Annotated in this window: 11 protein-coding genes; 2 read left to right on the forward strand and 9 right to left on the reverse strand. The window is 53.4% G+C overall.

Annotated elements, in window-relative coordinates; all coding sequences use genetic code 11:
• Position 1: 1 nt before the first annotated feature.
• From B9Y55_RS02405 to B9Y55_RS02415, 3 genes are all read right to left on the reverse strand, one after another.
• Entirely contained in the window at positions 2-904 is a 903-nt protein-coding gene (locus tag B9Y55_RS02405) for a GGDEF domain-containing response regulator (protein ID WP_159448203.1), read from the reverse strand.
• Positions 879-3719, reverse strand: coding sequence for an ATP-binding protein (locus tag B9Y55_RS02410; protein WP_159448204.1), 2841 nt, complete (start codon positions 3717-3719; stop codon positions 879-881). Before B9Y55_RS02410 ends, B9Y55_RS02405 begins: the two co-directional genes overlap by 26 nt.
• A gap of 65 nt (positions 3720-3784) precedes the next feature.
• Entirely contained in the window at positions 3785-4633 is an 849-nt protein-coding gene (locus B9Y55_RS02415; RefSeq protein WP_234986102.1) for a radical SAM protein, read from the reverse strand.
• A 92-nt stretch (positions 4634-4725) separates the two neighbouring features.
• On the opposite strand from B9Y55_RS02415, the gene B9Y55_RS02420 reads away from it, so the two are divergent.
• Positions 4726-6072, forward strand: a complete 1347-nt coding sequence (locus B9Y55_RS02420; protein WP_085543763.1) for an NAD(P)/FAD-dependent oxidoreductase — start codon at positions 4726-4728, stop codon at positions 6070-6072.
• Here the strand turns inward: B9Y55_RS02420 and B9Y55_RS02425 are convergent.
• The 3 genes from B9Y55_RS02425 to B9Y55_RS02435 form a co-directional block, all read right to left on the reverse strand.
• Positions 6069-7796 carry an ABC transporter ATP-binding protein gene (locus B9Y55_RS02425; RefSeq protein ID WP_085543764.1) on the reverse strand — a complete coding sequence of 576 codons (1728 nt, stop codon included), beginning with the start codon at positions 7794-7796 and terminating at the stop codon, positions 6069-6071. The genes B9Y55_RS02420 and B9Y55_RS02425 overlap by 4 nt on opposite strands.
• Positions 7790-9535 carry an ABC transporter ATP-binding protein gene (locus B9Y55_RS02430; RefSeq protein WP_085543765.1) on the reverse strand — a complete coding sequence of 582 codons (1746 nt, stop codon included), beginning with the start codon at positions 9533-9535 and terminating at the stop codon, positions 7790-7792. The genes B9Y55_RS02425 and B9Y55_RS02430 overlap by 7 nt, the downstream gene beginning before the upstream one ends.
• 97 nt (positions 9536-9632) lie before the next feature.
• Positions 9633-10091: a MarR family transcriptional regulator gene (locus B9Y55_RS02435; protein ID WP_085543766.1), complete on the reverse strand. Its 459-nt coding sequence runs from the start codon at positions 10089-10091 to the stop codon at positions 9633-9635.
• 507 nt (positions 10092-10598) lie between these two features.
• Between B9Y55_RS02435 and B9Y55_RS02440 the strand changes: the two genes are divergently transcribed.
• Positions 10599-11573 (forward strand): threonine ammonia-lyase, encoded by a 975-nt coding sequence (locus tag B9Y55_RS02440; RefSeq protein ID WP_085543814.1) that lies wholly within the window; start codon positions 10599-10601, stop codon positions 11571-11573.
• A 27-nt stretch (positions 11574-11600) separates the two neighbouring features.
• Here the strand turns inward: B9Y55_RS02440 and B9Y55_RS02445 are convergent, their stop codons facing one another.
• From B9Y55_RS02445 to dcm, 3 genes are read right to left on the reverse strand one after another with little or no spacing between them, the layout of a single operon-like run.
• On the reverse strand, positions 11601-11945 hold the full coding sequence (locus tag B9Y55_RS02445; protein ID WP_159448205.1) for a LysR substrate-binding domain-containing protein: 345 nt from the start codon (positions 11943-11945) through the stop codon (positions 11601-11603).
• 55 nt (positions 11946-12000) lie between these two features.
• A complete protein-coding gene (locus tag B9Y55_RS02450; protein ID WP_085543768.1) occupies positions 12001-13068 on the reverse strand; it encodes a HaeII family restriction endonuclease in 1068 nt (355 codons plus the stop codon).
• Positions 13061-14080: a DNA cytosine methyltransferase gene (gene dcm, locus B9Y55_RS02455; RefSeq protein WP_200806610.1), complete on the reverse strand. Its 1020-nt coding sequence runs from the start codon at positions 14078-14080 to the stop codon at positions 13061-13063. The genes B9Y55_RS02450 and dcm overlap by 8 nt, the downstream gene beginning before the upstream one ends.
• Between the last annotated feature and the right edge of the window lie 35 nt (positions 14081-14115).

Consider the following 14115-nt stretch of genomic DNA (forward strand, 5'->3'; position numbering starts at 1 on the left):
ACTAGCTCCACTCGACCCGGTTTCGGCCCAGATCCTTCGCCCTGTAGAGCGCCGAGTCGGCCAGGCCAAGGAGTCGGTCCAGGCCCTGACCCTCCACAGCCACACAGGCCCCTACGCTGACGGAGATGGACACAGGGCCTGATCTGGTGTCCATCGGGGAGGACCCTATTGAGTTGCGGAGCTGATCCAGAAAGGGCCTGGCCTCGTCGGGGTGGGGGAAGCGGAGTATGGCCAGAAATTCCTCCCCTCCCATCCGCCCCACGACCCCTCGTCCACAGCAGGAGCGATCCATCTGTCTCGACAGCTCCATCAGGACGTCGTCTCCGGTCTGGTGTCCGTAGGTATCGTTGACGTTCTTGAAATGGTCTATGTCCAGCACCGCCACCACAAGGTCGCCGGATCTGGAATGGCCATGAGCCAACTCCTCCTCCAGCCTCTTTATTGTGGCCCCTCGGTTTAGAAGGCCGGTGAGACTGTCGTGGGAGGCCTGATACTCCAGGGCTTCTTTGCTCTGGACCAGGGCCCGGTGCATCTCTATCATCCGTCGACCAACCTCTATTCTGGCCCGGAGCTCCCCTGTGTCGAAGGGCTTGGAGACGTAATCGTTCGCCCCTCCGTCCAGTCCCAGAACCACGTCGGACTTCTCCCCTCGGGAGGTAAGCATTATTATGTAAGGAGGCAGGTCTCCCTTGACCTCCCTCACCGCCTTGACCACGTCCAGGCCGTCCATGCCTGGCATAACCCAGTCAAGCACCGCTATAGAAGGGCTGTCCTCCTCGGTCATGATGCGAAAGGCGCTGTCTCCGTCCTCCACCTCCACTGGGTCGTAGCCTATCTTCCTGAGCACCGTCGCCAGGACCGCCCTGGAGGTCATGTCGTCATCGGCTATAAGTATCCTTCTCATTCTCATACGCCTCCCTCAATTTATCGTGCTGAATCACAAGCTCCTCCAGGAGACCCCCTAGGCTTGAGACGTCCCCTTTCTCCAGGGAGTATGCCGCCTGTCTCAGAGGCTCAGCCCCAACCGAAGAGGCCGCCCCTTTAAGGCCGTGGGCCATCGACCGGAGCTCATCAAATTTGCCCTCCGAGTGGGCTCTACCCATGGAGCGTATCTTTCGAGGCAAATCCTCCATAAACCGACCCATTATCTCCATAGCCTGATCCACGTCGCCCATCAACCTGCGGAAGAACCCCTGGCTGTCCCAGGGGGAGAGGGTATCCTCAACCTCCGTGGTCTCGGTGGGCTCAGGGACCGAAAGGGAGGGGAACCACCGCCCCAGCACCCTCGCCAGGGACTCCAGGGTCACAGGCTTGGCCAGATGGTCGTCCATACCGGCGAGGAAAAACCTCTCCCTGTCTCCCGCCATAGAGTGGGCGGTCATGGCCACTATAGGGATCCTGCGGTGAGAGGGCTCGCTGGCCCTGATCGCCCTTGTGGCCTCTATTCCGTCCATCACCGGCATCTGGACGTCCATAAGCACCAGGTCGTAGTCCTGTAGCTTGAGGGCGTCCAACGCCTCCTGCCCGTTGAAGGCCACGTCGCAATTAACGCCGATTTTGCCCAGTATTCCCTTAGCTACCTCCACGTTGGTGGGTATGTCCTCCACCAGAAGAAGCCTGGGGTGTCCCCCTGACGTTGGGGGAAGGCCTATAGACTCGGAAGGAGAGATACAGAGGGCCTCTTTTCCTATGGCCATAGGGATATCCACTGTGAAGGCGGTTCCCTGGCCTTCGACGCTCTCCACGTCGATAGAGCCTCCCATCATCTCCACCAGTTCCCTGGATATGGCGAGCCCCAGCCCCGATCCGCCGTAACGGCGGTTAGTGGCGCTGTCCACCTGGCTGAAGGTCTTGAACAGTCGGTCCATCTTATCCTGTGGTACGCCTATTCCGCTGTCTTCGACCAAAAAGGAGATCACCGGTGGGTCCGATCGCTCTTTTACCGATACCGAGAGGGAAACCGATCCCCTGGCGGTGAACTTTATGCCGTTGCTGAGGAGGTTGGCCAATATCTGTCTTAGCCTGGTAGGATCTCCCTTAACCACCTTTGGAACGTCCTCGTCCAGATTGACGGAGAAGGAAATGCCCTTTGCCTTGGCGGAGAGCTCGAACAGAGGGCATATCTCGTCCAGAAACTCCCCCAGTCTAAAGTCCACCGTCTCAAGCTCCAGCCTTCCAGCCTCTATCTTCGATATATCCAGAACATCGTTTAAAAGGGTCAATAGGGCGGAGGCACTGCCTTTCACCGTCCTAGCGTAGCGTCTCTGTTCGTCGTCCAGGCTCGTGGTGAGAAGGAGGTCCGCCATTCCGATGACACCGTTCATAGGGGTCCGTATCTCGTGGCTCATGTTGGCTAAAAAGGAGCTCTTTGCCTCGCTGGCGGCCTCCGCCTGGGCCTTGGCTTCCAGAAGGTCGGTTATGTCCGTCGCGACGCCTAGGACCGCAGGAACACCCCAGTCGGGGTTGACGTAAGGTATCTTGATGACCTGGAACCATCCCATAGAGCCGTCCTTTCTTACGATCCGCTCCTGTGGAATGAACAGATAGAGCCCTGAGTCTATGACCTGCCGGTCCGCCTGAAAATAGAACTCAACCTCCTCCTCGGAGGCCCGGTAGTCCAGGACCTTCTTCCCTATTATGTCGTCCTGATCCAACCTAAGGGCGTCGGCTGCGGACCTGTTGCAAAGCAGCATCCTACCGTCCCTGTCCCTGGCGAAAATATAGTGGGGGACGGTGTCTATAACCAGTCGGAGATGAGCTCCGACGGCCTCCAGCTTACGTTGGCGGTCCGCTAGGACACGGTTAAGCCTTCTGAGTTTGAGGTGAAAGAAAAGCCCCAAGGTGAAAAGGGTCAAAAAAGCCAGTGAGACCCTGACCAAAAGTCCGTAGTTCACCACCGACTGGACAGTAATGGAGACGTGGCGATTAAAGGCCTCCTGGACGTCCCTGGGAGTTACGGTACTGACCCCTTTATCCAGTATATCCCGTAGCATAGGCTGGGATTTTACAACCGCCATTCGGAAGTGGTTGGTGTACAGAGACAGCTCCCCCGCCACCTTCAGGTTGAAGTAACCCTCTTTCCTTATGGTATAGGCCGCCACAGCCAGGGATCGGACGGTCATGTCGGCTTTTTTTCTGGACACCATGGAGAAGGCCTCCGCCTCGGTGTCCACCAGAAGAATATTGAGATCGGGATAGTTCCTGCGTATGACCTCCTCCACCCCGGTTCCCTTGGGCAACACCACCATCTCGTTGGTCAGCCTGGCGGGGTCTGATATGAAGTCGTGATCCTCTCTGGTGATGAAAACGTTAGGATCGGTGAAGTAGGACTCGGTGAACAGAAGCCATTTGGCCCTATCGTCGGTGCGGTTCAAAAAAGCCAGGACATCGGCGTCCCCTGACTTTACCCTAGCTATGCTGTCCGGCCAACTGGCGGTCGGGACCACGTCTATTGATACCCCGATACTTCGGGATATCAAGCCTATAAGATCGGCGGCTATTCCAGAGTAAACCCCCTCCTGGGAGAGCTTTTCGTAGGGCTCCCAGTCGGGATCAACGCACATCAGCACCGGGCCTAGCTGGTCAAGATAGTCCCTCTCCTCTTGGGTGAGCTCCACTAGGGGCTGAGAGCGGGCCATAGGCGGGAAAAGAAGCCATAGAAGACATAAAGCCAGTGCCAGTGCCAGAGCCCCATTTTTATAACGAAAAATACCGAACAATCGAAAACCTCCCTTCGTCATCCCCCTAAAGATACCACGACAGGGAGGCTTTTCCGAAACACGCCTTAAAAATACACGTCGAAGTCGATCTTCCTACCTCCGCAGTAGGATCGAATCTCTCGGGAAAGGCCGTTCCAGTGGGATCGGTCCTCATCCAGAAATATCCTCCTGTAGAGGGGTATCAGATCGGGGCGGTGGTCCCATATCATCTGGAGGACCCTGCTCTTATAGGGCCATTTGAGCTTCAGGTTCTCGAAACCGTAACGACAGGTCCAGGGGTAGGTGGCCTCGACGATGGAGCGGAAATCGGTTATGGCCGGAAACACCGGGGACACGAAGATCCAGGTGTCCAGCCCCGCCTCTCGGAGGGCTTGCAGGGCGTCTATCCGTTGGGCGACCGGGGAGGCCCTGGGCTCCGATATGGCCCTGAAGGAATCGTCCAAGGTATTCATGGAGATCCCCACCTTTGCCCTCAGCTTGACCAGCAGGTCTATGTCCCGAACCACCAGGTGTCCCTTGGTGAGGACCATCAGGTTAAAATCGCACTGGCTGAACACCATGTCCTCCAGTACCTCCCTGGTGGCCTCCATGCTGGCCTCGAAGGGGTTGTAACAGTCGGTGGCGGACGACATTACCACCGTCTTGCCCTGGATCTTCCTGTAGGGCAGCCGAGAGTGGCAGACCTTCACGTCCACGAAGTCCCCCCAGTCCTCTGTGTGGTCGGTGTGCTGCTTTATGTACTCGGCGTAGCAGTAGACGCACTTATGGGGACAGCCAACGTAGGGGTTTATCGTGAAGTCCACCCCTGGTATGTTCGAGACCGATATGATGGACTTTTTGAAGACCTTCCCTGTGGATATCATCCGATCACCTCCTCTAAAGAGGACCATCTTATATCCCAGCTCAAGCTTCATCAACTGGGACCTCTTTCCGTTAGGGGGCTTGAATAATATACCCCCTAGTGGTATATTTCTCGACAAGATAACCTAAGAGGAGAGTGGTCGCAGTGGAGAGAGTTGTCATATTAGGAGGAGGCCCGGCGGGGATCAGCGCTGCCAAGTTGTTGAGGGGATTCAGACCTGATTGGGAAGTAACCATGGTAAGGCCGGAGCCATCCAGCGTCATCTACTGTGCCATTCCCTACGTTGTGGAGGGTCTTTTGGACATAGACCGTATATGCAAATCCGACGACATAGTGACCGATACAGGGACGAACCTCGTGAAGGAGAAGGCCACAAAGGTGGATTTCGACGGCAAGACCGTCACCACCGAAGGAGGCAAGGTGCTGCCTTACGATAAGCTTCTCATAGCCCTAGGGGCCAGGCCGTTAATGCCACCTCTTGAGGGTCTCTCAGGGGCTAAAAACGTCTTCCCTGTGAAGACCGAGGAGGATCTCAGGGCGATCCTGGAGGCCATAACGCCGAACTCCCGTAAGGCCCTGATCGTCGGGGCGGGGAATATAGGCATAGAGATGGCACAGGCCATGAACCGCAGGGGCCTGGAGACCTCCATCGTTGAGATGGCGCATCACGTCCTGCCGGCCATGATGGATCTGGATATGGTGGCTGACGTCGAGAGGGAGCTCAGGGGCAGGGGAATAGATCTCATGACCGGGGTCGGGGTGAAGTCCTTCGACAGGTCCGGGGACGTGATCTCCAAGGCGCACCTGACCGACGGAGGGGCCATCTCGTTAAACGAGTACGGCGAGGACGATCTGATCGTAATGTCCGTCGGGGTCAGGCCGGAGGTCGAGCTGTTCAAGGGAACCGCTCTGCCGATGGGGCCGATGGGAGTTATCGTCGACGACAAAATGGAGACCGGCATTCCGGACGTGTGGGCGGCAGGCGACGTATGCCAGTACAGCTCCTTCCTTGACGGCGAGATAGTCGGAGGGAAGCTGGCCACCAACGCCGTGCCCATGGCGAAGGTAGCGGCAAGGAACATGGTAGGGCTGGAGTGGAACTATCAGGGCTTTGTCAACGGAGCGGTTACGGTGGTGGATCCTCTGAGGATAGGGGGAGTCGGCTTTTCCGAGGAGGCCTGTCGAAAGAAGGGCCTGGACGTGGTGATCGGCAGAGGGAAGACCACGACCAGGTTTCCGATGATGCCAGGAGCCACCGAGGTGACCGTAAAGCTGATCTTTAAAAGGGACGGCAAGCTCATCGGCGGTCAGGTGGTCGGAGGAGAGGCGGTCGCGGAGAGGATAGACACCTTGACCATGGCGATCAAGGCGGGCTTCTCCGCAAAAGATCTCATGTCATTCGACTACTGCTCCCAGCCGTGGCAGACCTTCTTCCCAGCCTCCAACGCCATAGTGGCGGCGGCGGAGGACGGCTGGAGCAAGCTGATTTAGACCGCCCACTCCCACTCTCTGGATGCCTCCTGGGCGTCCCAGAGCTCTTTGTAGAGGCCACCGTTATCCAGAAGCTCCCTATGTTTTCCCGACTCGACGACCTGACCGTCGTTTAAGACGACGATTCTGTCGGCGTTTTGGATCGTCCTCAGGTGGTGGGCTATGACGACCACCGTCTTGCTGGCGGTCAGGTTGTCTATGGCCCTCTGTATCTTGACCTCGTTTATGGGATCCAGGCTGCTGGTCATCTCGTCCAGTATAACTAGAGGTGCGTCCCTGAGGAGGGCTCTGGCGATGGAGATCCTCTGCCTCTGACCTCCCGACAGCCCAACGCCGTTCTCCCCTACCGGCGTATCGTAGCCTTTGGGAAGCCCCGAGATGAAGTCGTGTATCATGGCCTTCTTGGCGGCCTCGACGACCTCCTCCCTGGAGGCGTCTCTTCTGCCGACTTTTATGTTCTCGAAGATAGTGTCCTCGAACAGTATGACATTCTGCATTACTATGCTCACGTTGGAGAGAAATTCGTCGTAGTCGATGTCCCTTATGTCCACCCCTCCGACCACTATACGCCCTCTCTGAACGTCCCAAAACCTCAGGATCAGGTTGGCTATAGTGGTCTTTCCCCCTCCAGAGGGGCCAACGAGGGCTATGAGAGAGTCACCTCCGATATCGAGATCGACGTCTTTCAGCCCAAAGCCCTCTTTCCCGTAGGAAAAGCCCACGCCGCAGAACTTTAGGTCCATCCCCTTGGGCTTTTTGCTGTTCGGGCTGGGCTTTATCGTAGGGGCACTGAGGACCTTCGAGATCCTGCTGTAGCTGTCTTTTCCCTTTATGAAGTTGAGCCAATAGCTCTCAAGCTCGACAAAGGGCCTGTAAAACTCCCTGCTCAGGACGACGAACAGGATGTAGTTGAACAGCGTCGCCTTTCCGTAGAAGACCAACGTGGCCCCGACGACCACTAAAGCACCGTAACAGAGGTCCAGAAGGAAAAAGTACCTTCCCATGTAACCGGCGACGGACCTGGATATGGCCTTGCTGCTCTCGCCGAACTTGACCATGCTGTCCCTGAGCTTCCCCTCGAAGGACGAGCTCTCCCCGAAGGCCTTAATCAGGGGGATGCCCTTGGTGTACTCGACGAAGAGGCTTACCATGTCCGCCAGGTCGTCCTGGGTCTCCTTCTGCAATCTGCCGTTAGATCCTATGCCGGAGAACATGACCAGCAGGGCTACGGGAGTCAGGGAAACCATGGCCAGCCCCATCCTCCAGTCGACGAGAAATAGTCCCACTCCGACCAACGCCGCCACCAGGATACTGCTGACGGTCTTGGACCAGAAATGGACCACCACCGGCTGAAGGTTGCCTACGTCCTTCTGGATCACAGTGTTCAGCTCTCCGATTCTCTCCTCGGTGTAGAACCCGAGATAGATTTTCTTCATGGTCAGTATAAGCCTTTCCCTGACCGTGGCGACGGTGTCGAACCCGGCCTGATGCTGGGCCACCTCCGCCACGGTGTTAGAGATCCCCTTGGCGACGAAAAGCGCCGCCAGCTTGAACCCAAAATGCCACAGGTTCAAGGTCTCCCCTGAGCTTATGAGCCTGAGGCCGTCAAGGGCGACCAGGGTTATCCCGACGTTCAGGAGGGATCCGACGGTGAAGGATACCATCGCAAGGGACATAAACAGCTTGGCCTTCCCCGTCAGACCTCTGATCAACTCAGCTAACATGCCGTTACCTCCTTCAGTCTCCATCGGTCCGCGTCGACCTGGGCCTCGAACATCTCACGGTACAGGGGGCTAGTCTCCAACAGCTCACGGTGCTTGCCCTTCGCCTCCACCATGCCGTCTTTCATCACCACTATCTGATCGGCGTTTTTGACCGAGTTCAGGTTATGGGCTATCACTATGACCGTCTTGTCCTTAGTCAGGCTGTCTATGGCCATCTGGATAAGGTGCTCGTTATAGGGATCTATGGCGGCGGTTGCCTCGTCGAATACGACAATAGGCGTGTCTTTGAGGATCATCCGGGCTATGGATATCCTCTGTTTCTCTCCCCCGGAGAGACTGGCTCCACCCTCTCCGACCACCGTGTCGTAGCCCTTTGGCAGGGCCATTATGCCGTCGTGTATGCGAGCCTTTTTAGCCGCAGCGATCACCTCTTCCCTGGTGGCGTCCTCCTTGCCCAGCCTGATGTTCTCCTCGACGGAGAGGTTGAACAGAAACACCTCCTGTTGAACCACCGAGACCAGACTCAGCAGGTTATCCTCGGTCATCCGACCGATGTCCACGCCCCCTATGGTGATCTTTCCGTCGTATCCCCTCCAGAACCCCATCAGGAGGCTGGCTATGGTGCTCTTTCCAGCCCCGGAGGGACCGATCACCCCGTTCATGGTCCTCTCGCCGAAGGACAGGTTCACCTTTTTAAGCACCTTGCCCTTGTCGTCGTAGCCAAAATCGACGTCCTCGAAGCGAACCTCCCCGGCCACGGCGCCGTTCAACAGACCGTCTCTCCTTTCGTCCTGGGCCTCCAGAACGGAGTTTATGCTCTCCACCGACCGATTGAAGACGGTGGCCGTATATTGGATAACGTGGAGCTTCAGGAAAAACCCGGTAAAAGCCCCGACCAAGGCGATCGTGAGAAGGTATTCGTAGCCGTTTATACTCCCCTCCATGAGGAGGTAACAGGCTGTGACTATAGCCGCCGCCACCCCCGACTCCATCACCAGAAGGATCAAGCCCATAGGGACGTGCATCCCTAAAGACGCCCTCTTAACCCACCTCGCATTGGTCCTGACGTCCTCAAGAATCCTCTCGGTCCTGGATTCGTCCCTGCCGAAGGCCTTTATCACCGGCATGGTGGAGATGTACTCGACCAGGTCCTCGGTGGTCCTCTTCATGCTACCCTGAAACCGTCTCATAACCTCCGAGTTGGATCTCTCCACAACCTTGGCCAACGCCACGGCGAAGGGGATAGGCAGGATCAGGGCCAGCCCAAGCCGCCAGTCCAGCACGGTGAACATCATCACCGCTATGGCGAGGGGCAGGGCAACTGCGTTGATCATCTCTGGAAGGCCGTGGGCCAGGTACAGCTCGACCTGTTCCACGTCGTGGCTGATGACGTTCACCAGATCGCCGCCCTTTCTCCTCTGAAAGAAGGCTATCGGCAGACTCTTGAGACGTTCCAGAACGCTCAGCCTCACGTCGGCAAGGCAGGAGTAGGCCACGTCGTGGACCTTCCAGACCGACAGGCCGTAGAAGATGGCCTTCAACGCCAGACTGGCACAGATAAGTCCACCAAAGGTCCATATCTCCCGGACGTCGGACACCGACCCCTCCAGCAGAGCCATCACCAGCCTCAGGGAGAGACAGAGTGGGACTATGCCGAATATAGAGTTCAACATCACCAACAGCCCACTGCCCAGGGCTTTGGACCTATACCTCTGAATCACGCTATTTCCGTCGTTCATCTTTATCCCTCTTATCCCAGCTATCGCTAAGCCCCATGTCCGCACCGAGGCCACATTTTGTTAGACAGGCGAACAATTAAGGCGATAAAAAGGCCCCTTACAGGACCTTATCCACCTCTTGGTTTAAGACCTCGAGGAACCTACGCACGACCAAGGCGTCTCCCTCTTCCCCCTTCTCAAGGATCTCGTAGACCTTTCCAAACACCTTTTTGGCGAAGATCCCGTGACCTCCGTAGGCGATCCATCCCTTTTCGGTGAGATCGAAGAGCACCTCCTTTCGGTTTTCCAGGGCCTTGGTCTTGACTATGTACCCCTTGTCCAAAAGCTTCTTGACGAACTTGGAGACCGAGCTTTTGGACACCCCCAGCGATTCGGCCAGCTCGGTGAGGTTGGAGGTCGGATTCTCGCCTATGGCGATAATCGTGTGGATCTCGGTGGAGTAGAGCAGGTCTCCTGTCCCGAAGTCCCTAGGCCGACTTCCCAGCTGTTTGAACTTGTTGTGTACGCTGAACATCAGCTCCGCTATCTCCCTGTGACTTTTAATTCCGTCCTCCATGTCCTCACCTAGCCCCTTTAGTTAGTATTCCCTCACATATACCGCCTGAGATAGTACGCCTGGATAACTATTTTGTCAAGGCATTATTGCCGAAGGCCATTTCGGTCAGATGGCCGTCTTTCAGAGTCCCCCGGGCCTTTTATATAGGGTTCGCTCTCCGCAAATTCGGCAGTATCCCGTCTTTTGTCCTCGTCAGGACGGCCAAATCCCTTCATGTCCAGGGCGAGACTTCTCGCAGGAATATCGTTCAGCAATCCCAATACCAGGGGGAATACCAGAGCCTACAGTTGTGTAACTCAGCCCTTGATGCTACAATTTCACGAGACGAATATGTATGCTTGTCTCGCCCCCCGGGGCCAGACGATAAAAAGCACCGAGATTTACGCCGTTAGGGCCGCTTAGCGGAGGCGTGGATCTCGGTGCTTTATCTTTTTAAGGAGGGATGTAAAGTTGGAGACAAAGGTAATTTGTCAGCATAGCTTTGATAAAAAAGACAGGAGGAAGAACATGACCAACGAAAAGTTCTGCTACAACGATGTATTAGAAGCGCACCGTAGAATCAGGGATTACGTCGTAGAGACCCCACTGGAAGAATCGTTCTACCTCGGCACGGACCGGCGTCGATATTTCTTTAAGCTGGAGTCCTTCCAGAGGGTTAAGAGTTTTAAGATTCGTGGAGCTCTTAACAAAATGCTTTCCTTGAGCGAGGAGGAGAGGTCAAAAGGAGTCGCCACCGTCTCGTCAGGTAACCACGGTAGTGCCGTAAGCTACGGAGCATCTCTCCTTGGGATTAAAAAAGCTATAGTCATAGTGCCGGAGAACACCCCCCAGAGCAAGATAGACCGTATTGGATACTTTGGCGGAGAGGTCGTTAAGTTGGGCAGAGACTACGACGAGGCCCACAATCTGGGAAACCTGTACATCGAGAAAAACGGCATGACCTACATCGACGCTTACTACGATGACCCCAAAATATACGGCGGCCAGGGCACCATAGCCATCGAAATCCTAAAGCAAAACCCCAACATAGACACCATCGTCGTACCCATAGGGGGCGGTGGCTTGATCACCGGAGTAGCGGTGGCAGCAAAGGCCATCAAACCTAACGTAAAGGTCGTCGGAGTTCAGACCGAGGCATGTCCTGCGATGATAAAGTCCTACGAGGACGATACATTCTACTCCGATTATCCCAGCGAAAAATCTCTATGTGACGCCCTGATCGGTGGGATAGGGGCCCTCAGCTACGAGATGGCGATAAATTACGTTGACGATTTTCTGTCGGTGTCGGAGGAGACCATCGGTAAAGCGGTCAGCTTCATGGCTAAGCAGGAGAAATACATCGTAGAGGCGGGAAGCTGTACCACGGTAGCGGCGATCATGGAACAGGGAGACAGAATCGGTGGAAAAGAGATAGCCCTAGTTCTATCTGGAGGCAACATCGACGGGGAGCTCTTAAAGGACCTAATCTGCCGATATCCCTAATAAGCTCCGAGAGAGGCCAAGGGCCTATCAGGCCCTTGACCGATGTTCCATCAGCCACCTCATCATGGCTAAAAAGGCCGAACCTCCTCGGTTTCCCCTGTGGTAGACCACCCGGAACCAGCGGTGCAGGGCCATGGTCGTATCGACTATGGCCAGCTCGCCCCGGGCCACCTCCCTCTCCACGGCAAACCGAGAGAGACAGCTTATGCCCATACCAGCCTCCACCGCCCTCTTTATCGCCTCGGTGTGGCCTATCCTTACGGTCCGGGATAGGACCACGCCCTCCTTTCCCAGGGCATCCATCACTGTGATCAGTGTGCCAGATCCGTCCTCTCTGAGTATCCAACGCTCTTCCTTCAGCCGATGGGGCAACTGAATAGTTACAGTCGCTTTAGCACACAGGTTCCAGTGGCTTACACTTCAGTGCTTAATGCAACTGCAGCCAAAACTCGTCACTAACAGAACCATAATTTCTTTTTTTAATAATATCAGGCATCTCGCCTACCGAAGGGAACTCTTCCAATATTTCATTTTCAAGACAGGTAAGCAGTTTTCTTCCGATAGTAGCTGAGTAATTGCCACGCAGAGCTTTCTCGTACCAAAGAACAAGATCTTCTTCGGTAACGATGCTTTGGATTCTATTTCGCCAACCAATTTGGGTAAGCAAAGAATTGATAACCTTTTGCTCTGCTTTCTTGCATACAATAATTATTCTATCACTCGATATTCCGTCAACGATTTCTTGAGCCAAGCTTTCTTCGAGACTAAGATGCTTGACTTGAATCACCGGTCCCCAGTTTGAATACATGTCGAGTCCGCGATCAGAGGCATTCGTCACTCCTACCCTAAAAATTTTAGCTTTTTGATTAAAACTTTTGTTGTTTAAATTCAAGCACATTACTTTATCCGCAAAATCACTAAATTCTTCAAGGATATACACTTTATCTTCATTCATGGATATTTCAACTGAAAATTCGAGCTCAGCTAGTAGAGTATGAAAAAGAGCATACACAACAACTTCATATACCTTGTCTAAGCTACGCTTAAGCCCCGGTTGCTCACGGAAAGAATTTATCAGGTCTTCAACATTAAAAGTATTAACAGCGGCCTCCTTGCAATAATCAAGTATTTTTATTAATTGACTGTGTTTGCCTGTAAATTTATTGTAGATATAGGCTTCCACAGCCCCGCCCGTAATAAGATTAACCCTCCCGAGTTCATTAATCATCTCCGGAGGTAATGCATTTTTTTCAAACAAGTTATCTTGATATTTAGCAGAACTTGTGCAAACTCGTCCAAGCAATTCCCTACAAACATCATCTCTCCATCTCTTGCTATCATTTCTGTATTCCTCAAGATTATTTAAATTAATATTTCCTTTTGTAATGCGATGTTGATACAAAATTTCAGCAATTTGTATGGGTTTATATAGGTGAACTCTGCTCTTATCTATAACTTTGTCTAACGATTCCCTAGCCTGCAAGATATCAGTCATAATCTCTAATCTCCTCACAATGTCTAAGAGCTTTTAACATTTGTCGAGCAACAGCCTTTATCACTGGAATAGCTACGCTATTTCCCGTTTGCTTTCGTATGGAACTGTAAGGAACAACTATTTTGAAATCGTCGGGAAACCCTTGCAATCGCAGCATTTCTCTTGCGGAAAGTCTTCGTTCGTTGTTTATGAGCATATAATTAGCCGAAGCTCCCGCTCTTAAGGCACAGGAAAAATGATGCGGAGTTACCGATCCGGAAACATTTTCGTGAGTGATGTAAGGAGTGGATATAAATTTTTTCATTCTCAACATTCTATTTAATCTTATACTATCATTAACCCATAATTTCTCATCAAGATCTTCATTCGGTTCCAGAATATCTTGCAGAGAAAGCTTTTCCGATTCGGGAACAGGTTTGGGGAAACAAAAGGGAACATCGTGCTTAAAACCGCAAATGATTATTCGTTCTCTCTTTTGCGGCACTCCAAAATCAAGAGCATTTAAAACTTTATAATGCACATAATAACCAAGCGACTCCAAGTGAGCAATGATTATTTTAAAAGTCCTTCCAGATTCGTGAGCGGTAAGGTTTCTAACATTTTCCAGCATAAAAGCGAGGGGCATTTTCGCAGCTAAGATACGTTCGATATCGAAAAACAAGGTTCCTTGTGTTTCGTGATTAAACCCTGTTCTATCCCCGATAATGCTAAATGGTTGGCAGGGGAATCCGGCAAGAAGAATATTGAAGTCCGGTATCTTATCCGTATTTATTTTAGTGATATCTCCCTCCGGATGTTCACCAAAATTGGCGAAATAGGTCTCACAAGCACGATCATCCCACTCAGAAGAAAAAACACATTTTCCGCCAACACTTTCAAAGGCAATCCTAATACCGCCAATTCCGGCGAATAAGTCAATGAATTTAAAATCATCCCAAATTAGAGACTTGCTACTCAAATTAGATCCAGAATCAATTCCAATATCTTCCAAGCAAAATTCCATTTGTTCCATGTCATCACCCTTTTTATTCTAATATCATGATAGCA

This window comes from Dethiosulfovibrio salsuginis (assembly GCF_900177735.1).
Lineage (GTDB): Bacteria > Synergistota > Synergistia > Synergistales > Dethiosulfovibrionaceae > Dethiosulfovibrio > Dethiosulfovibrio salsuginis.